We start from the raw sequence: 22,593 nt of genomic DNA, 5'->3' as shown, positions 1-22,593 counted from the left end.
CGGGATGGTGCATAATGTCGGAAAGGGGCGCAGCGGGGGCCAACCGGAGGTTCGCCTTTGCATTCCGCCGCACAGTGCTTATGCTTGATCTGCTCGCGGACTGATCGCGCCTCCCGCATGGGTCAGGCGCACCATCCCCCGCCGGCGTGACTTTCACCTATCCGAGGATCCGCCGGCCTTTGCGCCGTGGGTCCGAAGACCGGACCCGGCAACGCCGCCATCCCGATGGCGAGCCCCTTGGGTTCAGGACCGACGATACCCCATGGGCCATTTCGCCTGCGCTCCCAAACGGCCTGACACGGCCAACGTCGCCGGACACGCTCCGGTCGATGGGAAGACGCGCGCCCCGGCCCTTCATCCCGTTCGGCGAGCCGCCCCCGACCTGAAGGCCAAGGCCACAGGCTCCGGCAGAGCGCGCCAGAGAGAAATATTCCATGTCAAAGACAATGCTGATCGATGCAGCGCACGCAGAAGAAACGCGCGTCGCCATCGTGGACGGACGCTCGGTTGAAGAGTTCGACTTCGAGTCGAAAACCAAGCGTCAGCTTCGCGGCAACATCTATCTCGCCAAGGTCACCCGCGTAGAGCCCAGCCTGCAGGCCGCCTTCGTCGAGTACGGCGGCAACCGCCACGGCTTCCTGGCCTTCAACGAGATCCACCCCGACTACTACCAGATCCCGGTCGCCGACCGTGAAGCCATAATGGCCGAGGCGGCGTCTGACGACGATCACGACGACGAACACGCCCGCGACTCGGACGATGGCGATTCCGAAGGCGGCATGGCCGAGGAAGAACGCCTGAAGCGTCGCCTGATGCGCCGCTACAAGATCCAGGACGTCATCCGCCGTCGCCAGATCCTGCTGGTTCAGGTGGTCAAGGACGAACGCTCGTCCAAGGGCGCGGCCCTGACGACCTGGCTGTCGCTGGCCGGCCGCTACTGCGTGCTGATGCCCAACACCGGCAAGGGCGGCGGGATTTCGCGCAAGATCACCCAGGCCAGCGACCGCAAGCGCCTGAAGGCCGCAGCAGCCTCGCTGGAAGTGCCCAAGGGCATGGGCCTGATCATCCGCACGGCGGGCGCCAAGCGGACCAAGGCCGAGATCCGCCGCGACTACGACTACCTGCTGCGCCTGTGGGAGACGATCCGCGAGACCACCCTGGCCTCAAACGCCCCGTCCCTGATCTACGAAGAAGAGAACCTCGTCCGCCGCGCCGTGCGCGACATGTTCGACAAGGATTTCGACGGCATCCAGGTCGAGGGCGTCGAGGGCTTCAAGGAAGCGCGCGACTTCATGCGGGTGTTGATGCCCTCGCAGGCCAAGAAGGTGCACCTGTACCAGGGCTCCAAGCCCCTGTTCGCGGCCAACGGCATCGAGGAGGTCCTGACCGGCATTCACCAGCCGGTCGTGACGCTGAAGTCCGGCGGCTATCTGGTGATCAACCAGACCGAAGCCCTGGTCGCCATCGACGTCAACTCGGGCAAGGCCACCAAGGAACGCAACGTCGAGGCCACGGCCTTCAAGACCAACTGTGAAGCCGCCGTCGAGGCCGCCCGCCAGCTGCGCCTGCGCGACCTGGCCGGCCTGGTCGTCATCGACTTCATCGACATGGATGAGTCCAAGAACAACCGCACCGTCGAGCGGATCGTCAAGGACGCCCTCAGCCACGACCGCGCCCGCATCCAGATGGGCAAGATCTCGTCCTTCGGCCTGATGGAAATCAGCCGCCAGCGTCGCCGCCTCGGCGTGCTGGAAGGCGCGACCGAAGTCTGTCCGCATTGCCAGGGCGCGGGCCGTATCCGCTCTGCCGAATCGGCCGCTCTGATGACCCTGCGCGCCGTCGACATCGAGGCCGGCAAGAACGGCGCGGGTTCGATCAACCTGCGCGTCTCGACCACGGTCGCCCTCTACATCCTGAACCACAAGCGCGAGTATCTGCAGCGGATGCAGGAACAGCGCGGCCTGTCGGTCATCATCCAGATCGACGACTCCCTGGCCCAGAACGAGCACTCGATCGAGCGCACGGAGACCAACGAGGACTTCGTCTCGACCGTGCCCGCCATCTCGCTGGCCGACCTGCACGACGACTTCGACGACAGCGCCTATGACGACGAAGACGAGGACGACGACGAGATCATCGAGAGCGACGACGATCTGGCCCTCGACCGCGAGGATTCGGACGACGACGAGCCGCGTGAACGCTCCGAACGCTCCGAACGCGCCGAGCGCGACGGCGGCGGTCGCGATCGCAACCGTGGCCGTGGCCGCCGCCGGGGCGGACGCCGCGACGAGACCGCCGAGCCTGCTGCAGCCGAAGAGGGCGAAACCGTCGCCGCCTCGGACGATGACGATGACAGCGAGGCTGGCCGTCGCCGCCGTCGCGGTCGCCGTGGCGGACGCCGCGTGCGTGAGGACGGCGAAGGCTCCAGCGCCTTCTTCTGGGTCCGTGGCCGCACCCCGTCGCTGGACGACCCCTATGTCTGGTTCGACCCGATCAACCCCGAAGCGCGCCCCGAACGGGGAGAGCGCCCGGAACGCGCCGAACGTATCGACGCTCCGGTCGGCGCTGAAGGCGCCGCCAGCGATGTCGAGGAAATCGTCGGCGAACGTCCCGAGGGAGAGATCGCGGGCGACCGCGAAGGCGGACGTTCGCGCCGTCGTCGTCGCGGCCGCGGTCGCAACGGCGACCGTGCTGCACAACCGCATGACCTGAAGGTCGAGGCTCGCGCCACCAACGAGGGCATGCCGCCCGACGGCTCACCCGACACCCCGATGGCCGTGGTCATCGCGGATTCGACAGCCGACGCCGACGCGCCCGCCATCCCGGCCGAGCCGCAGCGCCGTCGCGTTCGCCGCAAGCCGGCCAGCGCATCCGCTGCGACCACGACCGTGGACCTGGACACAGGCGTCGAGCCCAACGAGGTCGAGCCGGTCGGAGCGCCCGTCGAGCTGGATGTGACGCCTGCCCAGGCCGTCGAGGAACGCGCCGAGGTCGAGGCCCTGATCGCCGCGCCGGAGGACACGCCGAAGGTCGAGGCGATTGCCGAAGCTGCGGCGGAGCCCGCTGCGGCTGTGGTCGCCGCGCCTAAGCCTACCCCTGCCCCCGAGGCCGACCTGTCGGCGATCATCGCCGATGATCCGGCGCAGATCGCCGCACCGCCCGAAAAGCCCAAGCGTGGGTGGTGGCGTCGTTGATCGGACAGGACTAGATTGGTGACCACGGCGGGGGCGTCGGTCGGTTGAGGAGTTCGTCTTGAACACCCTTGCTCGCGTCGTTTCCCGCCTGGTCGCTTCGACCACGGCCGCCGCCTTTGCGTTGGCGGTCGCTGGTCCTGCGTCTGCCCAAGGCGCCATCCGCGATACCGAGATCGAAGGCATCATCCGCGAATGGACCGACCCGGTCCTGGTGACGATGGGTCTGGATCCGGCCCAGGTCGAGATCCTGCTGATCAACGACGACAGCCTGAACGCCTTCGCCACGCGCGGGCGGATCATGGGCGTGAACACCGGCCTGATCCTGCAGACCAAGAACCCAAACGAGCTGCTCGGCGTCCTGGCGCACGAGGCGGGGCATATCAAGAACCGCCACACCCTGCGTGACGGGGCCCAGAACGCGGGCAAACAACCCTTCTTCATGACCATGGCCCTGGGCGCACTGGCCATCGCCGCCGGCCAGCCGGGCGCGGGCGCGGCCCTCTTGGGATCCGGCCAGTATTTCGGCACGCTCGGCGCCCTTCGCTATATGCAGAGCCAGGAGGGCGAGGCCGACCTGACCGGGGCACGCGCCCTGGAGGCCGCCGGCGAATCCGGCCGGGGCCTGGTCACCTTCTTCGAAAATTTCCGCTCGCAGGAAGTCTTCTCGGACGCGCGGCGCTATCCCTATTTCCGCAGCCACCCCCTCTCGGGCCAGCGGATCGAGGCCCTGCGTCGTCCGGTCGAGGCCGCCGCTCATTACAACCACCAGGACAGCCCCGAGCGGATGGCCGAGCACGCCCTGATCCTGGCCAAGATCCACGCCTTCATGGACCCGCCGAACCAGACCCTGCGCGACTTTCCGGCATCGGCGACCGACTATCCGAGCCGATACGCTCGCGCCATCGGCTATTACCGCGACGGCCAGACCGAGCGCGCCATCGCCGGGGTCGACGCCCTGCTGGCCGAAAAGCCGGAAGATCCATACCTGTGGGAACTCAAGGGCCAGATTCTGTTTGAGGAAGGCCGCCCCGGCGACGCCATCGACAGCCACGCCCGCGCCGTGGCCCTGATGCCCGAGGCGCCCCTGCTGCGAATAAACCTGGCCCACGCCCTAATCGAGACCAACGACCCCGCCAACCTCGATCGCGCCATCATAGAGCTGAAGACCGCCGTGGCGCGCGAGGGCGACAACACCCTGGCCTGGCGTCTCCTGTCTCAGGCCTTCGCCGCCCAGGGCAAGGAGGGCGAGGCGCGGCTGGCCTCGGCCGAGCTCTACTTCGCCGCTGGCGATGATCGGCAGGCGACCCAGTTCGCACTGCGCGCCCGCAATATGCTGGACCGCAACACCATCGAATGGCGCCGCGCCGTGGACATCGTCCTGGCCTCTGGCGCGACCGACCAGGACATTCAGGATCTGGACCGGCGCCAGGAAAACCGCCGTCCGACCGGCGTCATCGCCCCCGGCGCTACGCCCAGCGCCTGATCTCCAAGACACCGACTCCCGACACCTGCCTTCAAGCAAGAGACTTCATGACCGACGACGCCCCCAAGACCGAGACCGATAACGCCTCCCACCCGACTGGCGGGGCTCTGACGTCGCGGACTCTCGGCTTTGCGGCGCTGGCCATTTCGGTCGTGGCCCTGGGCTTTGCCGTCGCCCCCTATTTCAGCGGCGAGGTTCTGGGCGGCAGCGTGCGGTCGTATCTGATCGCCCACCCCGAGGTGCTGGACGAGGTCGTCGCGGCGCGTCAGTCGGGCGAGGACGGGGCCCGGGTCGACGCTATCAACGCCGCCGTGGCCGCCAATCCCGCCCTGCTGCGGCCCGACCCGCGCGACCCCGCGTTCGGTCCGGCCGACGCCAAGGTGACCGTGATCGAGTTCTTCGACTACCGCTGCCCCGGCTGCAAGGCGGTGTCCGAGGACTATCTGCGCCTCATGCGCGCCCACCCCGACGTGCGGTTCGTGTTCAAGGACTGGCCGATCCTGGATCGCGACGGCCCGCCTGTCTCGCAATACGCCGCTCGAGCCGCCCTGGCCGCCCACCAGCAGGGCAAGTATTTGGAGGTCTATGAGGCACTGATGGCCGAGCGCAGCCTGACGCCCGAGGGGATCGACCGTATCCTGGCCGAGCACGGCGTCGCGGCGCCTGCAGCTCAGAGAGCCATCGCCTCGCCGGACACGACCCGCCACATCGCTGACATCCACACCACGGCGGCGGCGTTCAAGCTCACCGGCACCCCGACCTTCCTGATCAACGGCAAGACGACGGCCAGCATCGCGCCGGAAGAAGTCGCCCGCGCCATCGAGGCGGCCAAGGCAGGCTAGCCCTCCTTCGGCTCAGGCCAGCTTGAGGTCCATGTCGCCGCCGATCCATTCGACGCGCGATTGACGCATCGCAGCTTCGGCAGCGGCGCTGTCGCCCAGCGCCGTCTCAGCCTGGGCCAGGACGTAGTAACTATAGGGGTCGGCGGGCCAGTCGCTCAGCAGTTCCATGATCTTGGCCCTCGCCCCGGCGGCGTCGCCATTGGCCAGAAGGGCGGCAGCCAGGCTGCGACGGGTCGGATACCAGATGATCGGCGGATCCCCACCCTCCCCGTCGCCAGCCGCCTGGATTTCGGCGGCGCGCGTAAAGGCGGCGATGGCGGCGGCCGGGTTGTTCTCGACCATGGCCGCACGTCCCTCCAGCACGCGCTGAGAGACCTCGGCGAAGTCCTTCATGTCCTGGGCCTTGGGGCCTGTCAGGGTCGGGATGAGGGCGGCGATGGCTGCGGCCTCGGCGCGGATCGCGACCGCATCGCCGCGCCGCGCCGCCGCCTCGCCCCGCGCATAATGCCAGCTGGCGCGCAGCAGCGGCTTGGCCTCCGGCGGCTGTTCCAGGGCCGCTACACGGGTCTGGTCGGCGAACCGGCCATAGAGGGCGTAGGCGTCATTGGCCATGATCTGACGCCAGGGGTTGTCCGACGCCACGTTCGGATAGACCGACAGGAAGCGGTCAGCCAACTTCAACCCGTCCTCCGCCCCGCCCGCCATCAGGGCGCCGCCCATGCCGAAATGGATGTTGTGGGCGTGCAGCGGCATCCCGTCCGCGATCCCGCCCGGTCGAGGCGCTGCGGCCTCATAGGCCTGATCCAGGGCCACGGCGTTGACGTTGGACTTCATGGCGTCCCGATAGCGGCCGACGCGGTAGAAGGTGTGCGACGGCATATGCACCAGGTGACTGGCGCCGGGCGCCAGTGCGGCCAGCCGCTCGCCATAGGGAATGGCCTTGTGCGGGTCGTCCGACCATTCGGTCAGATGGATATAGAGGTGGATCGCGCCCGGATCGTTAGGCGCGTGGTCCAGGGTCGATTCCAGGATCGACATCGCGCGGGTGATGCCGGGATCGGCGGCCTTGCCATCCTGGTCCCACCATTCGTCCGCGTTCAGCATCCAGGCGTCGGCGGTGACCGAGGCCACCGCAGTGTCGGTCGGATTGCGGCGGGCGATCCGGTCCATCGAGCGGGCGAAGCGAACGCCGCGCGAACTCTTGAAACCCGAGTAGCGCTGGATCAGGGCGTCGATCATCTGGCGCTGCACCGGGGTGGCGTCACGCGCCAGACGTCGCGCCTGCTGGGCCGCCGTGCGCGCGGCGACGAGCGAGTCTTCGTCGTTGCCGCCGCCGTTCAGGTTCGGACCCAGGGCCCAGGCCTCGCCCCAGGCGCACATGCCGCAGGTCGGATCGATCAGCCGCGCCTTGCGAAAGGCCCGGACCGATTCCTTGTGCTCGAAGGCCCAGCGCAGACGGACGCCGTGGTCGAACCAGGCCTGAGCCTCTGGGTTCTTGGTGTCGACAGCGAAACCACCGGTTCCGAACCCATCGACCATGACCATGTCGGCGACGGGATCAGCCGACTCGGACGTTCCGGCCGGCGCGCAGACCTGCGGACTATTGACCAGGGCCAGAGCCGCCGCCTCTTGCGCTGCGTCCGCCGTGGCGCTGGCGATCGCCGCAGGCCCGGACAGACACAGAACCGACGCGGTCGCCGCCAACAGAGCCAGTTTCAACCGCATGGATCGCCTCCCCAGACTTCGTCCGGCACTTTGGCTCAATCCTGCGCGCAATCCAACCACGAGGAACCGCGGCCCGAAGACGCGTGCCGAAGCCTATTGAGGCAGGGTATAGGCCAGGTCGTAGCTGTGAACGCCGTTGGCGATGGTCAGCGAAAACTCGCCCGCAATGCCAGCCAACGCCCCGGTCCCCGAGTTCGGCGCCACCGTGATGGCCAGACTGTAGCCCTCGGGGCTCATGTCGCCGCGATGCGCCAGCAGGAAGGCTCCCTCGCGGCCATCCAGCGCGCCGACGAAACGTTCGAGCGCAATATAGGTCGCCGTCTGAGCGCTCGGCCCGCCCGCCAGCATCTGACCGACGGCGGCGCCGCTCATGCCGCCTCTGAAGGTCTTGCTCAGGGTGTAGCGACTGAACCCCAGACCGGCCTCGACGACTTCGGGATCAGCAGGGACGACAGCGACCTCAAACGTTCCGACAGCGTGATGCACGGTTCCACTCTCCTGGGCCTGAGCCCGACCCACGCCGATCGCCAGGGCCGCAGCGGCGGCGAAAACCAGGATCATGGCGATAAGACCGCGCGGCGTGAAGGTCTTCAGCATGGCATCCCCCCTGAACAATAGGAGAACATCCTGCCCAGCAACGGAACCCTCGTCAACTGCTCAGACGCTGGACGCCTAGATCAGGCCCGCCAGGGGCGACGACGGATCGGCGTACATCCGGCGCGGCATCCGCCCGGCCAGATAGCATTCCCGTCCGGCGATGACGGCGTGCTTTATGGCGCTGCCCATCAGGATGGGATCGCGGGCGGCGGCGATGGCGGTGTTGGCGATCACGGCGTCGCAGCCCAGCTCCATGGCGATGGTGGCGTCAGAGGCCGTGCCGACGCCGGCGTCTACCAGCACGGGCACCTTGGCCTGTTCGACGATCAGGCGGATGTTGACGCGGTTCTGGATGCCGAGGCCTGAGCCGATCGGGCTGGCGGCGGGCATGACGGCGGCGGCGCCCGCATCCTCAAGCCGCTTGGCCATCACCACGTCGTCGGTGCAATAGACCATGACGTCGAAGCCGTCCTTGACCAGCAGGTCCAGCGCTCGCAGCGTCTCCACCATGTCGGGATAGAGGTGGGCCGAGTTGGACAGCACCTCCAGCTTGACCAGTCCCCAGCCGCCCGCCTCGCGCGCCAGCCTCAGGGTCCGCACCGCGTCCTCGCCAGTGAAACAGCCGGCGGTGTTGGGCAGGAAGGTGAAGCGATCCGGCTTCACATAGTCCACCAGCATGGGCTGGCTCGGGTCCGACAGGTTCACCCGCCGCAGGGCCACGGTGACGATCTCGGCGCCCGCAGCCTCGGCGGCGGCGGCGTTCTGGGCATAGTCGACATATTTGCCGGTGCCCACGATCAGGCGCGAGGTGAAGGTGCGACCGGCGACGGTCCAGGTATCGGATGCGGAAACGGGGACATGAGCGTTCATGTCCCCGTTCCTACTCTCGGTCGCGACGAAGCGAAACCTCGCCCAGCCTCCAATCAGTCGCTCAATCAGCCTCCCTGCGGCAGGGCATAGGCGATCACCTCGTCGGACACAGGCGTCTCCATGAAGTGGTGACCTCCGGGGGCGATGACCACGTACTGGCGGCCGCCGACCTCATAGGTCATCGGCGTGGCCTGCCCGCCGCCGGGCAGTCTGGCCGTCCACACCGTCTTGCCGGTCTTCAGGTCAATGGCGCGGATCAGGTCGTCGGTCGCGGCGGCGATGAAGATCAGGCCGCCGGCGGTGACGACGGCGCCGCCGTTGTTGGGCGTGCCGATCTCCATGTTCAGGCCCGAGGGGATGCCGAACGGCCCGTTCTTGCGCGCCGTGCCCAGGGGGCGATCCCAGATCTGGCGCCCGGTCTTCAGGTCGATGGCGCGGATGCCGCCATAGGGTGGCTCCTTGCACAGCAGGCCGGTGAAGGGCATCCGCCAGCCGGCGTTGACGTTGACGGCATAGGGAACGCCGACCTGCGGGTCGCCTGCGCCCTCGGCCCCGCCCTTGCGCGCGCGGGGGTCGCCACGCGGGAACCAGCCCTTGGCGTCGGCCTCCGCCCTGGGCACCAGGATGTTGTAGTTCGGCATGTCGTTGTAGTTGGCCACGATCACACCGCGCGCCGGATCGATGGCGATGCCGCCCCAGTCCGAACCGCCGTTATAGCCGGGGTACTGGATATAGTGCCGATCAGCCTCGGGCGGGGTGTAGAAGCCGTCATACGAGGCTTTGCGGAACTGGATGCGGCAGATCATCTGGTCGATCGGCGACATCCCCCACATCTGGCGTTCGGTCAGGTCGTCCTGGCGGCGCAGGGTGTGGAACAGGGAGATCGGCTGGGTCGGAGTGCGCATCTGCGGCTCGAGACCCGCCTGTGGCGCCGGGACCGTCCCCACCTGGGTCAGAGGCTGGCCGGTTTCGCGGTTCAGCACATAGATGTCGCCCTGCTTTGACGGCAGGACCACGGCGGGCGTGGTCCCCGCCCCGGTCGGGAAATCGACCAGGGTGGCCTGAGACCCCAGGTCATAGTCCCAGACGTCGTGATGCACGGTCTGGAAATGCCAGCGCGGCTTGCCGGTGTTGACGTCCAGCGCCACCAGCGAGGTCGCATAATCAAGCTGCGGGCCCGTGCGGTCCGAGGACCAGTAGTCCGCCGCCGTCGAACCCAGCGGCAGATAGACCAGGCCCAGCCGCTCATCGCCCGAAGCGGTCGTCCACATGTTGGGCGTGCCCAGGGTGTAGATCTGGCCCTCTGGCGGCGTGGTGTTGATGTCGGGCCGGTTCATGTCCCAGGCCCAGCGCAGCGCGCCCGTGACGGCGTCAAAGCCCTTGATGACGCCCGAAGGCGCATCTCGGCGCTGGCCGTCAAGGATCTGGTGGCCGGTCACGACGACGCCCTGAACGATGGTCGGCGCCGAGGTGATCGAAATCATGCCGGGGACGGTCGGTCCCATGCCCTCTGCCGTATTGACCTGCCCGTTCTGGCCAAAGCCCTGGCAGCGCTGGCCCGTGCGGGCGTCGACGGCCACGATCCGCGCGTCCAGCGTGCCCCAGATGATTCGCGTTGCGCAGGGATCGGTCGCGGCGACGCTCGGCACGACATAGTAGCTCACGCCTCGACAGGCGGCGGTGTAGGGGATCGCGGCGTCGTCCACGCCCGGATCGAAGCGCCATTTGACCTGACCAGTCGCGGCGTTGACGGCCACGACCATGTTCTTGCCCGTGCAGGCGTACAGGGTGTCGCCGATCTTCAGCGGCGTGTTCTCGGAAGCGTATTTGTTCTGGGCCGCGGGCCGGTCGCCCGGCAGGTCGCCCGTATGGAAGGACCAGACCCGTTCCAGCTTGCCGACGTTTTCGGGCGTGATCTGGTTCAGGGGGGAATAGCGCTGGGCGTGATAGCTGCCGCCATAGGCCGGCCAGTCTGCGCCGACGGGAATGGCGTCCGGATCGCTGGAGGCGAAGGGCGACGGGCCGGGCAGAGGTCCATCGACCTTGAAGGCGTTGGTCTGGGCCACCACGACCCCGGACAGCCCGGCTAGGACCACGAAGGCGACCCCGCCCCCGATGGCCCATTTGCGCCCCTCACGCCCACCCTTCAGGACGGGCAGCGCGGCGATGATCAGCGCCAGCAGGACGGCCGGGGCGATGACGCGGGGCACCAGCCCCCAACCGTCCAGCCCGACTTCCCACAAGGCCCACAGCACCGTCAGGCCGAACACGGCGAGATAAACCCAGGCGCCGAGTAACTGCTGTCGAAAAATCAGGAAGCCGCTGACCACAAGGCCCACACCGGCCAGCAGGTAATACCAGGAGCCGCCCGCCGCGATCAGCATCCCTCCGCCGATCACCAGAACCAGGCCGATGAGCGTCAATATGACGCCGAGCGCGCCGACCGCCCACTCGGCGGCTCCTTGCGGATTACGACCCATGGGCATCGGAAAGTCTCCAGCGTGACGGTTCACTCTAGGTCGAACCCCCCGCGCATGAGCGGGTTCCCGGCAAGGACTGACCTGTTTTCACCGAGCGCCGGCAGACAACGCGAAAACGCGGCTCAGCCACCGCCCACGAAGATGACCAGTTCGATGCGGTCGCCCTCGGCCAGGCGGGTCTCACCGTGCAGCGACCGGGGAACGATCTCCAGATTGCGCTCCACGGCGACCTTGCGCGGGTCCAAGCCCATCTCGCTGACGAGGTCGAGAATCGTCCCGGCCGCCACTTCGCGCCTATCTCCGTTGACTTGAATCTGCATAGCTTTACGTCAACTCAATCAAGGCGCGCTTTGACCCGCGCCATCCGTCAGTTAAAAGGCCGCCCGATTCACGCGGCTGACAGAGCCCGGAGACTCCAAGCAGCCTGATGCCCGAAACGCCCGTCATCTACGTCCTGAACGGCCCCAATCTCAACCTGCTCGGGGTTCGGGAGCCGGAAATCTATGGCTACGAGACCCTGGCCGACGTTCAGGCGCTCTGTGAACAGGCCGCTGAGGACGCGAAAATCGTCTTTCATCAGTCCAACCACGAGGGTCAGTTGATCGACTGGGTGCAGGAGGCGCGGACCCAGGCGTCCGCCGTCGTGCTGAACCCCGCCGGTTACGGCCACACTTCGGTCGCCCTGCTCGACGCACTCAAGTCCCTGTCGATCCCGATCGTGGAATGCCACCTCTCCAACCCGGCGGCGCGCGAGCGTTTCCGGCACAAGACCTATGTCTCGCTGGTCGCGACCGGCGTCGTCTCGGGCTTCGGCGCCCATAGCTATGAATTGGCCGTCAAGGCCGCGCTGAAGCTCATCCGGGAACGGGCCGCCACCGCCGCCCGTTCGTCCAAAGCATAAAAAGAAGGCACTGAACCCATGGCCGATGCGAAATCGCCCGCCAAGCTCAAGAACGAATCCGAGATCGACACCGCTCTGGTGCGGCAGCTCGCCGACATCCTGAACGACACCTCCCTGACCGAGATCGAGGTCGAGCGCGGTGATCTGCACATCCGCGTGGCGCGCGAGATCACCGCCGCCCCGGTCGTCCAGTACGCCGCCGCCCCGGCCCAGGCCGCACCTGTCGCCGCCGCTCCTGCAGCCGCCCCCGCGTCCATGCCCTCTGACCCCGCCACGATCGTGGCCAAGGCCGGCGAGCAGGTGAAGTCGCCGATGGTCGGCACCGTCTATCTGCAGGCCTCGCCCGAGGCTGCGCCCTTCATCAAGGCGGGCGACACGGTCAAGAAGGGTCAGACCCTGCTGATCGTCGAGGCCATGAAGACCATGAACCCGATCCAGGCTCCGCGCGACGGCGTCGTCGCCGACATCCTGGTGGGTGACGCCCAGCCCGTCGAGTACGGCGAACCTCTCGTCCTGCTGCAGGCCTGAGGCCGTCATGTTCACCAAGGTCCTGATCGCCAACCGGGGCGAAATCGCCCTGCGTATCCACCGGGCGTGCAAGGAGATGGGCATCTCCACCGTCGCCGTACACTCCGAAGCCGATCGCGGCGCCATGTGGGTGCGGCTGGCCGACGAAAGCGTCTGCATCGGCCCGGCGCCGGCGGCCAAGTCCTATCTGAACATCCCCTCGATCATCGCGGCGGCCGAGATCACGGGCGCCCAGGCGATCCACCCGGGCTATGGCTTCCTGTCCGAGAACGCCCGCTTCGCCGAGATCGTGGAAGCCCACGGCATGACCTTCATCGGTCCCAAACCCGAGCATATCCGGGTCATGGGCGACAAGATCAGCGCCAAGCAGACCGTGATGGACGCGGGCATCCCCGTCGTTCCGGGCTCCAAGGGCGAGGTCGAGACCGTTGAGGACGCCATCGAGGCGTCCAAAGCCATCGGCTTCCCCCTGATCGTCAAGGCGGCGGCGGGCGGCGGCGGACGCGGCATGAAGGTGGCCCTGACCGCCGATGATCTGGTCGAAGCCGTCCAGACGGCGCAATCCGAGGCGCTGGCCGCCTTCGGCAACGGCGCGGTCTATATGGAGCGCTACCTCCAGAAGCCCCGCCATATCGAGATTCAGGTCGTCGCCGACAGCCACGGCAACGTCGTGCACCTGGGCGAACGCGACTGTTCGCTGCAACGCCGCCACCAGAAGGTGCTGGAAGAGGCCCCCTCGCCCGCCCTGTCGGCGGCTCAACGCACCGAGATCGGCAAGACGGTCAACAAGGCCATCGCCGCCATCGGCTATCTGGGCGTCGGCACCATCGAGTTCCTGTGGGAGGACGGCGAGTTCTTCTTCATCGAGATGAACACCCGGCTGCAGGTCGAGCACCCCGTCACCGAGGCCATCACCGGCGTCGATCTGGTGCGCGAACAGATCCGCATCGCCGCGGGCCTGCCGCTCAGCTTCACCCAGGACGACATCCACTTCGACGGCCACGCCATCGAGGTTCGGATCAATGCCGAGAACGCCGAGACCTTCACCCCCTCGCCCGGCACCATCACCGACTTCCACGCCCCCGGCGGTCTGGGCGTGCGGCTGGATAGCGCCATCTACGCTGGCTATTCGATCCCGCCCTATTACGACAGCCTGATCGGCAAGCTGATCGTCCATGGTCGCGACCGCGAAGAATGCCTGGCGCGTCTGAAGCGCAGCCTGAACGAGGTCGTCATCGGCGGCATCGACACGACCATCCCCCTGTTCCAGAAGCTGTTGCAGGAGCCCGACATCCTGTCCGGCGACTATGACATCCACTGGCTGGAAAAATGGGCGGCGAAACGGGCGGCCAAGGCCTGACGGAGACGGGCGCCGATCGGGGTCCTTTCGGCGGCTTCGGCCCGGCCGAGCTGCTGCAATGCTACGCCACCGGCGTCTTCCCCATGGGCGAGGCGCGCGATGATCCGCGCATCTTCCTGGTCGAACCGGAGGAGCGCGGGGTCATCCCGCTGGACGGCTTTCACATCCCGTCGCGCCTGCGCCGCAAGGTCCGGGCCGAGCCGTTCGCGGTCCGGGTCGACACCGCCTTTGCGGCCGTGCTGGACGCCTGCGCCAGCCCGGCGCCGGGGCGCGAGGACACCTGGATCAACGGCCCGATCCGCAGGCTCTATCTGGCGCTGAACGCCATGGGGCGGGCGCACAGCATCGAATGCTGGAAGGACGAGCGGCTGGTCGGCGGCCTGTACGGCGTGACCCTGGGCGGCGCCTTCTTCGGCGAAAGCATGTTCAGCCGAGAGACGGACGCCTCAAAGGTCGCCCTGGTGCATCTGGTGGCGCGCATGAAGCGCGGCGGCTGGCGATTGCTGGACGCGCAGTTCCTGACCGAACATCTGAGCCAGTTCGGCGCCGTCGAGACCCCTCAGGCGGACTATCTGGAACGCCTGGCCCCGGCGCTGAACATCAGGCCGGATACGCCGTCACTGTTCGAGCCGATCAGCGGCGAGCGGGCGGTCTTCTACGCCTTGCAGCCCACGACCCAGGCGTCATAGATCGGGTGTTGCAGGCCGCTGACGCCCGGCGTCGAGGCGAACATCCAGCCCCGGAACAGCCTGCGCGGCTCGGTCTGGACCGCCGTGCCACGCGGTTGAAGGCTGATGTCCATATAGGCGATGGCATCCGAGACCAGTTCGTTGGTCGCCGACACCTCGCAGGCGCGAGCGCTGAAGATCAAGGCGTTGTTGAAACGCACGGGGCGACCGCCGACCTCGACCTCGAACCGCATCCGTTCGGCGGTGATCTTGTCGATGGCCTCGACGACCGCAACCCGGCGGCGCTGGCGCGGCAGGGGCGTCTCGGGCTCCACGACCTTTTCAGCCTCTGGGGTCTTGTCCTCGGCCTTGGCGTCCTCGGCGACAGCCAATACCTCAGCCTTGGGGAGCGCCTCGAGCGGGCCCACGGGCGTAATGGCGATGGGAGCCACAGGCGCAGCCGTGGCGGCGGGCGCAGCCTCTACAGGCGGTGCGTTCCTGAGCATATCGCCTACGGGATCGGCGGGCGCCGGTGCAGCATCCTGGGCGGGAGCTTGGGCCAGTCCGGCCGCGACCACGCCGCCGCCACCAACCGCCAGGGTCAGAGCCGCCGCTGTGACGAGCAGACGCCCGTACCGCATCACTCGGGCTTCCAGGCTTCGTAGTCGCCGGTCGCCGCAGGGCGCACACCCTCGTTGGCCAGCGAACCCTGAGGCCTCCAGGCCAGGGGCGTTCCGCTCATATTGGGCTCGTGATCCCGCTCCCAGCGACGACGCTTCAGGGGCGCGACGGTGGGGGGCTCGTCATAGGTATAGCGCAGCCAGCCGTGCCAGTCCGGCGTCACCTTGGACGCCTCGGCATAACCCTCATAGACGACCCAGCGGCGCTTGCGGCCGTCGTAGCTGATGTTGTCGCGCGACTGGTAGTAGCGGTTGCCGTTCTCGTCGGTCCCGACCAGCACGCCGCGCTTGGCGATCGTGAACAGTGTGCCGATCGTGGCGCCGTTCCACCAGGTGAAAATCTTGTCGAGCACGCTGAAATCCCGTCATCCGGCCGCACCCGAACCGGGGCGGCGACGCGGTCGCGATCATAGAAACCGCAAGGCCTGTCGTCCAGCACAAGCAGGCCTGAAGTTTAATCAACATCTTGGGGGTAACCTTAAGCCGACACCCCACATCTATTGATGCGGCCACTTGACGGGGCCTATTGTCGGGCATTCGAGGGCGGAGGTCCGTATGCGTTTCACATCCCGCTTCGCCGCCGAGGCGACCAAGGTCGCACTCAGTGAGCGCGAGATCGAGCGGCCACGGGGCTTGGCGGCAGTCGTTGCGCCGACCAGCTGGACCTCTGCGCGAATCGAAGCCTGGCTGGACTGGGCCGACCAGTTGCCTGATGACCCGCCCGCGCTGACCGTGCCATCCGATCATCCGACCTTCGGCTCCGGCGTGCTCGTTGGCGGCATCGCCGGGTGGGCAGACCGGCTTTCGGCCTGGGGACGGGCCATGGGGGTTTTCGCCGGATCGAAGGACGGCCAGGCCTTTGCCGATGACCTCGTCGCCAGCATCCTCATGGGTCTGGCCACGCCGGTGGGCAGCCTGCGTGACGGTGCGCGCATCCATCCCATCGCTGGCGATCCTCAGCCCAAGGCTCCCGCTGCCGCCGTCCTGGCCCTAAACGCGCCTCTGGACCTGACTGCGCTTAACCATGCCGTCGATGCGCGGCGAACAGCCCGACTGACCGCCAGCGCGATTGAGGCTGTGGCTGCGGCGTTGAACGCCGTGTCCGATGCGGTCGATCGTTGCCAAGGCCCGCAAGGCGACTGCAGCGATCCGAGCCGAAACCCGGCCCTCGCCCGCGCCGCCCTGGCCGCCCGGCGCGCCGGAGCCGGCGACGCCGATATCTTGAGCGCCATCTCCGGTTCTCGAATCACCCCGCAGATGTCGCCGTCGACAGGGTTCGCGCCCCTCGTCGTGCGAACCGACCGCGCTGTCATCGAATCCCAAGCCGATCTGGCCGCCGCCGCTGCGGTGACCGGCGACCTGATCCTGACCTTCTCAGATGCGGATGCGGTCGCAACGGCGGATCAGGCCGTCGCCGCCCGGTGCCTGCTGAATCTTTCTGCCCTCGCCGATACGCCCGATGCTTTGGAGGCCCTGGTCCGGCTGTGGGCTACCGCCCTGGAGATCGAGACCGCCTGCGGTTTCAGCAGCGACGGCGCCGCCGCCCGGCGTCGTGACGCGGCCCGCCCGATCGTCATCGGCCTGACTGGCGCGGTCGATGTCCTGCTGGCGCGCCACGGCCAGGGCGACGGCGACGAGACCCTGGCAGCCCTGTCGGCGCAGGTCGCCGCCTGGGCCTCGCTGGCGTCCTGCGAGCTGGCCGACGCCCTGAGGCCGTGTGCCGAGTGGAATGGAACTGCCGAGGTCCGGCTTGAGGCCCTGGCCGCCCGTCAGACGACCCTGGCCGCGTCTGAGGCCCCTCTTGCCCGCCAGGCCGCCGACCTGTGCGCCGCCGCGCACACGGCGATGCAGCGCAGCGGCCGGCGCCACGCCGCCATCGGCCTGTTCGTCGACGACCGCGACGCCGCACTACGGCTGGGAACCCAACCTTTCACCCATGTCGAAACCTTCGAGACCGGCGATGGCGAGGTCGATCGACGGCTGCTTCCCTCCCTGGCCCAGGCCATTGGAGCGGCGGGCGTTGCTCCGCAGGCCGCCGAACGTTGGCTGTTCGGTACGCGCACCCTGGTCGAGGCCCCGGGCGTGGATCATGCCGTCCTGCGCGGCCTGGGCTTCACCGACGCCGAGTTGATGGCGGTGGAGACGGCGCTGGCATCGGTCGAGACCCTGGATGACGCCTTCGGACCCCTGGTGCTGGACCCCGGCTTCGTGCGCGACGTGCTGGGCGTCGATCCCGAGGCCGGCCCCCTGCTCGGTCGTCTGGGTCTGCAGCCTGACGCCATTGCTGCCGCCCAGGCCTACGCCCTGGGCCGCCCTGACCTTCAAAACTGGCCGGATGCGCCCGCCTCGCTCGCCGATCTGCTGTCGGAGGCGCCGGAGGTTGTCGAGAGCCGGAGCCGCGGTCTGATCGAGCCGTTCAGCGACACCCCCGACGTGTCGCCGGACATTACCGACTGGCGCCTGACGACCGACGAGGCAAGAGCGCGCCTGATCGCGGCTGCGGCTTCCGGCCGCCGGGCCATCCGCCTGTCGCCCGCCCCCGCGCCTAAGGGACGCCTGCTCGACCTGCCCGAGATCGAGGCCCCGACCGCCCGTCGCCCCGAGCCAGAGCCCGAACCGAAGGAACGGATCGTCGAGCGCGTCATCGAGCGCGACCGCACGCGCCGCAAACTGCCCGACCGCCGCAAGGGCTATATCCAGAAGGCGGCCGTGGGCGGCCACAAGGTCTATATCCACACTGGCGAATACGACGACGGCGAACTGGGCGAGATATTCATCGACATGCACAAGGAAGGCGCCGCCTTCCGATCGCTGATGAATAATTTCGCCATCGCCATCTCTATCGGCCTGCAATACGGCGTGCCGCTGGACGAGTTCGTGGACGCCTTCGTCTTCACCCGGTTCGAACCGGCGGGCCGGGTCACGGGCAACGATTCCATCGGCTCTGCGACCTCGATCCTGGACTATATCTTCCGCGAACTCGGGGTCAGCTATCTGGACCGGCACGAGCTGGCCAACGCCGACGCCGAGCCGCTGGACGCCGATGGCCTGGGCTCGGGCAAGGCCGACGAACTGGTCCCGGCGGCGCGATTCATCTCCAAGGGCTTCGCCCGGGGCGCGGCGCCCGACAATCTGGTGGTCCTGCCTTTTGGGAAGCGTGAGGTCGAGGACCGGCCGATCGCCATCGCAAACGCCGATGCCTGCCCATCATGCGGCGACTTCACCCTGCAGCAGCGGGGCGGCGGCTGGGTCTGCGATTCGTGTGGCGTCTCCCCCTCGATGCAGGGCGGCTAGGCGTCCCGCAGCAAGCCACGGATCGTAAACACCTCTGGGTTAGTCTCCGGCTCCGATATTGCAGCGCTGGCCTCGCCAGCCCCGGAGCCTGCCCGAATGAAACGCCTGCTAATCCTCGCCGCCGCCGTCATGGCGACCGTCGCCACCCCCGTCCTAGCGCAGAACGCCGGCCAGATCGCCCGTGTGCGGGGGGGAACGAGTTGCCCCGGCTGCAACCTGTTCCAGGGCGACTTCGGCGGGCTGGAGGCGCGCGGCCTGAACCTGGCGGGGGCGCGACTGCGTCAGGCGGACCTCAGCCTCTCGGTCATGAACCGCACGCGGTTCTCCAACACCGACATGCGCGATGTCGAAGCCTATGGCGCGGTCTTTTCCAGCGCCAACTTCAGCCGGGCTGACCTGACCAACGCCAGCTTCGTCGGCGCCTATCTGGAGGGCGCATCCTTTGCGGGGGCCAATCTGACCGGAGCCAACTTCTCGGGCGCCCAGCTGAACCGGGCGACAGGTCTGACCCAGGCTCAGTTGAACCGCGCCTGTGGCGATGAGGCCACCACCCTGCCCGCCTCGCTTCGCATTCCGGCCTGCTGACTGCGCTCCCTATGGATCGGGCCGCCTGTCGGTCGCCGCAGGAGTTACCGCGATTTAAGTAGGGTTTCTGGGCGCTTCACGGCATGAAGACAGGGTGAAACAGATTGCCTCCATCGTCCGAACCGCCGTCGCCGCCAGCTTGGCCGGCTTGGCCCTCGCGTCGCTCGCCTCCGGCGCCTCGGCGGAAATCACCCTGCGGGTTCAGGATCGCGACGTGGCCCGCATGGTCTCGCTGGGCGGATCCTGCACCCGGTGTGAACTGTCGGGCCGCAACCTGTCCGGCGCGACCCTGACCGGAGCCAACTTCGTCAACGCCACCCTGGTGGGCGCCAACCTGCGGGGGGCCGAGCTGATCGGCGCCAACTTCTCGGCCAGTGACTTCAGCCGGGCCGACATGAGCGGCGTCGAAATGGTCGGGGCGAACTTCACCAACGCCGTCTTCACCCGCGCGAACCTGACGGGCGCCGAAGCCAGCGGCGCATCCCTGGTCCAGGCTATTTTCGAGGATGCAAACCTGTCCTCGGCCGAGTTGAACGGCGCCAATTTCAACCGCGCCAACCTGACACGCACCAATCTCAGCAACAGCGAGATGTTCGGCGTCACCCTGGCCAATGTCCGGGCGGAGCGCGCCGATTTCAGCAATGCCGAGATCAACGCCTCCAACCTGTCCAATGGCGTGTTCGACCGCGCCAATTTCTCGAATGCCTCACTGGACAGCGCCCGCCTGACCGGCGGCAGCTTCGACCGCGCCAACTTTGCGAACGCGTCGTTGAACCGCGCCGATATCCGCGGCGCCGACCTTTCCAGTGCTCGCGGCCTGACCCAGGATCAGATTTCGGAAGCCTGCGCGGACGGATCGACGCGCCTGCCGTCGGGGATGCGCCCCAATAGCTGCAGCATGAGGCTCCGCGTCCGGCCGCCTGCGCCTCCGGCGCCGCCTGCTCCGCCGCGCCCACGCAATTTCGTGATCGCCAGCTCAGAGCGCTAGACGGTGAACCGGGGCGACGACCGCCCCGGCTTTACCCACCCGTTCTATTTGAGCGGCAGGGCCGTGCGGATATGCACGTCCTTGAGCTGACGCTCGGCCGCCTCGGTCGGGGCGTTCATCAGCAGATCCTCGCCCTGCTGGTTCAGCGGGAAGGCGATGACCTCGCGAATGGCGGTCTCGCCGGCCAGCAGCATGACGATGCGGTCGATGCCGGGGGCCAGACCGCCGTGCGGCGGCGCGCCATAGCGGAAGGCGTTCAGCATGCCGCCGAACTGGTCTTCGACGACCGAGGCATCATAGCCGGCGATCCCGAAGGCCTTCAGCATGATCTCGGCCTTATGGTTCCGGATCGCACCCGAGCACAGCTCATAGCCGTTGCAGCAGATGTCGTACTGATAGGCGCGGATGGTCAGCGGGTCCTGGGTCTCTAGCGCTTCCAGCCCGCCCTGCGGCATCGAGAAGGGGTTGTGGCTGAAGTCGACCTTCTTCTCTTCTTCCGACCATTCGAACATGGGGAAGTCGACGATCCAGCAGAATTTGAACTGGTTCTCGTCGATCAGCTTCAGCTCCATGCCGACGCGCGTGCGCGCTAGACCGGCGAACTTGGCGAAGGCGGACGGCAGGCCGGCGGTGAAGAAGGCGGCGTCGCCCTTGCCCAGCCCCAGGGACGACATCAAAGCCTCGGTGGGCTCCTGACCCAGGTTCTTGGCGATCGGGCCGCCCCAGGCGTTCTGATCGTCGGACCAGAAGATATAACCCAGACCCGGCTGGCCCTCGCCCTGCGCCCAGGAGTTCATGCGGTCGCAGAAGGCGCGCGAACCGCCGGTCGGAGCCGGGATGGCCCAGACGGCGTTCTTCTCGTCCGCGCCCAGGATCTTGGCGAACAGACCAAAGCCGCCCTCGCGGAAGTGGTCGGAGACGACCTGCATCTTGATCGGGTTGCGGGTGTCCGGCTTGTCGGTGCCGTACCAGGCGATCGACTGGGCATAGGTCAGTCGCTCGAAGCCCTTGTGCTCGAACGTCTCGTTGAAGTCGTTGGTGAAGGTGTGGCCGCCGTCGATCGGCGAGACCGGCAGGCCGTTCGAGAACTCCTCGAACACGCCGTGCATGACGGGCTCGATCGCAGCGAAGACGTCTTCCTGCGTGACGAAGCTCATCTCGACGTCGAGCTGATAGAACTCCAGCGAACGGTCGGCGCGCAGGTCTTCGTCGCGGAAACAGGGCGCGATCTGGAAATAGCGGTCGAAGCCCGAGACCATCAGCAGTTGCTTGAACTGCTGCGGCGCCTGCGGAAGGGCGTAGAACTTGCCCGGGTGCATCCGCGAAGGCACCAGGAAGTCACGCGCGCCTTCTGGCGACGAGGCCGTCAGGATCGGGGTCTGGTATTCAAGGAAGCCCTGACCGACCATGCGTTGGCGGATCGAGGAGATCACCTTGGACCGAAGGACGATGTTCTTGTGCAGACGCTCGCGCCGCAGGTCGAGGAAGCGGTTCTGAAGACGGATTTCCTCAGGGTATTCCTGCTCGCCAAAGACCGGCAGAGGCAGTTCGGCGGCCTCGGACAGGACCTCGACGCCCGAGACGCGCAGCTCGATCTCGCCGGTGGGCAGGGTCGCGTTCACAACCGAGGCGTCTCGGGCGATGACCTCGCCGTCGACACGGATCACGCTCTCGGCGCGCAGACGCTCCACCGCTTCGAAACCGGGAGTCTCCGGGTGGAAGACCAGCTGGGTCAGGCCGTAATGGTCGCGCAGGTCGATGAACAGCAGGCCGCCGTGGTCGCGCTTGCGATGCACCCAGCCAGACAGGCGGACATTGGCGCCGGCATCGCTCGAGCGAAGGGCGCCGCAGGTGTGGGAACGATAGGCGTGCATGAGGAAATTCGTCTGAAACGGGCTGTCGGACAGCGGGAATTGGAAGGCGCGGAAGGGCGCATCATCGCCCCCGAAAGTCAAGGTCGGAGCCTTGGCCCGCAGCGGTCTTGCGCCTTGCCGCGCGGCCTTGGGACCGGCATATCGGAGCCATACGCACAGTCACGCAGGCCGCCATGTTCCTCATCGACATCAGCTATATCCGCCCCATCGAGGAGATCGAGGCCAAGACGGCGGAGCACCGCGCCTGGCTGGACGTCCAGATCGCCGCCGGTCATCTGATCCTGGCCGGGCCAAAGGTTCCCCGCACCGGGGGCATCCTGATCGGACGCGGCGGCTCCAAGGACGAGATGATCGCTCTGCTGGCCCAGGATCCGTTCCAGGTCGCGGGTCTGGTCAAGGTCGAGGTCACCGAGTTCGCGGGCGGCCGCTTCCATCCCGCCCTGGCCGATCTGGTCTGAGCCATCCCCAGACAGCGACGCTTGTCCCCGCTGTCCCATAGGCCAGACGGGGGACGTTAACCGCGC

19 protein-coding genes are annotated in these 22,593 nt (G+C 67.5%); 11 read left to right on the top strand and 8 right to left on the bottom strand.

Translation table 11 applies throughout. The features are described from left to right. The first annotated feature begins 434 nt into the window (after nucleotides 1-434). Genes ACO05L_RS08175 through ACO05L_RS08165 form a run of 3 tightly spaced genes read left to right on the top strand, consistent with a single transcriptional unit; the run spans nucleotide 435 to nucleotide 5,519 of the window. Nucleotides 435-3,194 (top strand): Rne/Rng family ribonuclease, encoded by a 2,760-nt coding sequence (locus tag ACO05L_RS08175; protein ID WP_421728687.1) that lies wholly within the window; start codon nucleotides 435-437, stop codon nucleotides 3,192-3,194. A gap of 58 nt (nucleotides 3,195-3,252) precedes the next feature. Continuing rightward, on the top strand, nucleotides 3,253-4,677 hold the full coding sequence (locus tag ACO05L_RS08170) for a M48 family metalloprotease (protein WP_421728686.1): 1,425 nt from the start codon (nucleotides 3,253-3,255) through the stop codon (nucleotides 4,675-4,677). Nucleotides 4,678-4,724: 47 nt separating this feature from the next. Beyond that, entirely contained in the window at nucleotides 4,725-5,519 is a 795-nt protein-coding gene (locus tag ACO05L_RS08165; protein WP_421728685.1) for a thioredoxin domain-containing protein, read from the top strand. 12 nt (nucleotides 5,520-5,531) lie between these two features. On the opposite strand, the gene ACO05L_RS08160 is transcribed toward ACO05L_RS08165, so the two are convergent. The 5 genes from ACO05L_RS08160 to thiS form a co-directional block, all read right to left on the bottom strand. Then, nucleotides 5,532-7,244, bottom strand: coding sequence for a hypothetical protein (locus ACO05L_RS08160; protein ID WP_421728684.1), 1,713 nt, complete (start codon nucleotides 7,242-7,244; stop codon nucleotides 5,532-5,534). Nucleotides 7,245-7,337: 93 nt separating this feature from the next. Further along, nucleotides 7,338-7,841: a DUF3224 domain-containing protein gene (locus ACO05L_RS08155; protein ID WP_421728683.1), complete on the bottom strand. Its 504-nt coding sequence runs from the start codon at nucleotides 7,839-7,841 to the stop codon at nucleotides 7,338-7,340. A 75-nt stretch (nucleotides 7,842-7,916) separates the two neighbouring features. Further along, on the bottom strand, nucleotides 7,917-8,711 hold the full coding sequence (locus tag ACO05L_RS08150; protein WP_421728682.1) for a thiazole synthase: 795 nt from the start codon (nucleotides 8,709-8,711) through the stop codon (nucleotides 7,917-7,919). A 65-nt stretch (nucleotides 8,712-8,776) separates the two neighbouring features. Further along, nucleotides 8,777-11,197 carry a membrane-bound PQQ-dependent dehydrogenase, glucose/quinate/shikimate family gene (locus ACO05L_RS08145; protein WP_421728681.1) on the bottom strand — a complete coding sequence of 807 codons (2,421 nt, stop codon included), beginning with the start codon at nucleotides 11,195-11,197 and terminating at the stop codon, nucleotides 8,777-8,779. A 116-nt stretch (nucleotides 11,198-11,313) separates the two neighbouring features. Beyond that, on the bottom strand, nucleotides 11,314-11,511 hold the full coding sequence (gene thiS / locus ACO05L_RS08140; protein WP_421728680.1) for a sulfur carrier protein ThiS: 198 nt from the start codon (nucleotides 11,509-11,511) through the stop codon (nucleotides 11,314-11,316). Nucleotides 11,512-11,618: 107 nt separating this feature from the next. Between thiS and aroQ the strand changes: the two genes are divergently transcribed. The 4 genes from aroQ (at nucleotide 11,619) to aat (ending at nucleotide 14,669) form a co-directional block, all read left to right on the top strand. Beyond that, nucleotides 11,619-12,092, top strand: coding sequence for a type II 3-dehydroquinate dehydratase (aroQ, locus tag ACO05L_RS08135; protein WP_421728679.1), 474 nt, complete (start codon nucleotides 11,619-11,621; stop codon nucleotides 12,090-12,092). An 18-nt stretch (nucleotides 12,093-12,110) separates the two neighbouring features. Continuing rightward, nucleotides 12,111-12,620 carry an acetyl-CoA carboxylase biotin carboxyl carrier protein gene (gene accB / locus ACO05L_RS08130; RefSeq protein ID WP_421728678.1) on the top strand — a complete coding sequence of 170 codons (510 nt, stop codon included), beginning with the start codon at nucleotides 12,111-12,113 and terminating at the stop codon, nucleotides 12,618-12,620. Nucleotides 12,621-12,627: 7 nt separating this feature from the next. After that, complete coding sequence (gene accC, locus ACO05L_RS08125; protein ID WP_421728677.1) at nucleotides 12,628-13,980, top strand: acetyl-CoA carboxylase biotin carboxylase subunit; 1,353 nt, start codon at nucleotides 12,628-12,630, stop codon at nucleotides 13,978-13,980. A gap of 83 nt (nucleotides 13,981-14,063) precedes the next feature. Next, nucleotides 14,064-14,669, top strand: coding sequence for a leucyl/phenylalanyl-tRNA--protein transferase (gene aat / locus ACO05L_RS08120; protein WP_421731656.1), 606 nt, complete (start codon nucleotides 14,064-14,066; stop codon nucleotides 14,667-14,669). Here aat and ACO05L_RS08115 read toward each other — a convergent pair. Next, nucleotides 14,636-15,289: a DUF2155 domain-containing protein gene (locus ACO05L_RS08115; RefSeq protein ID WP_421728676.1), complete on the bottom strand. Its 654-nt coding sequence runs from the start codon at nucleotides 15,287-15,289 to the stop codon at nucleotides 14,636-14,638. The genes aat and ACO05L_RS08115 overlap by 34 nt on opposite strands. Continuing rightward, nucleotides 15,289-15,681 carry an NADH:ubiquinone oxidoreductase subunit NDUFA12 gene (locus ACO05L_RS08110; protein ID WP_421728675.1) on the bottom strand — a complete coding sequence of 131 codons (393 nt, stop codon included), beginning with the start codon at nucleotides 15,679-15,681 and terminating at the stop codon, nucleotides 15,289-15,291. The genes ACO05L_RS08115 and ACO05L_RS08110 overlap by 1 nt, the downstream gene beginning before the upstream one ends. A 202-nt stretch (nucleotides 15,682-15,883) precedes the next feature. Here ACO05L_RS08110 and ACO05L_RS08105 point away from each other — a divergent pair, with 202 nt between their 5' ends. The 3 genes from ACO05L_RS08105 (at nucleotide 15,884) to ACO05L_RS08095 (ending at nucleotide 20,195) form a co-directional block, all read left to right on the top strand. Further along, on the top strand, nucleotides 15,884-18,622 hold the full coding sequence (locus ACO05L_RS08105; RefSeq protein WP_421728674.1) for a TSCPD domain-containing protein: 2,739 nt from the start codon (nucleotides 15,884-15,886) through the stop codon (nucleotides 18,620-18,622). Between the two features lie 96 nt (nucleotides 18,623-18,718). Beyond that, the gene (locus ACO05L_RS08100; RefSeq protein ID WP_421728673.1) at nucleotides 18,719-19,207 is read left to right on the top strand and encodes a pentapeptide repeat-containing protein; all 489 of its coding nucleotides are present in this window, start codon (nucleotides 18,719-18,721) and stop codon (nucleotides 19,205-19,207) included. Nucleotides 19,208-19,301: 94 nt separating this feature from the next. Next, complete coding sequence (locus ACO05L_RS08095; protein ID WP_421728672.1) at nucleotides 19,302-20,195, top strand: pentapeptide repeat-containing protein; 894 nt, start codon at nucleotides 19,302-19,304, stop codon at nucleotides 20,193-20,195. 44 nt (nucleotides 20,196-20,239) lie between these two features. On the opposite strand, the gene aspS is transcribed toward ACO05L_RS08095, so the two are convergent. Next, nucleotides 20,240-22,069, bottom strand: coding sequence for an aspartate--tRNA ligase (gene aspS / locus ACO05L_RS08090; protein ID WP_421728671.1), 1,830 nt, complete (start codon nucleotides 22,067-22,069; stop codon nucleotides 20,240-20,242). Between the two features lie 173 nt (nucleotides 22,070-22,242). Between aspS and ACO05L_RS08085 the strand changes: the two genes are divergently transcribed. Next, nucleotides 22,243-22,527, top strand: coding sequence for a YciI family protein (locus tag ACO05L_RS08085; RefSeq protein ID WP_421728670.1), 285 nt, complete (start codon nucleotides 22,243-22,245; stop codon nucleotides 22,525-22,527). The last annotated feature ends 66 nt before the right edge of the window (nucleotides 22,528-22,593 follow it).

This window comes from Brevundimonas sp. (genome assembly GCF_965227765.1).
Taxonomy (GTDB): Bacteria; Pseudomonadota; Alphaproteobacteria; order Caulobacterales; family Caulobacteraceae; genus Brevundimonas.
The sequence above is the reverse complement of the archived record's forward strand: the minus strand, read 5'-3'. Positions and strand labels throughout refer to the sequence as shown.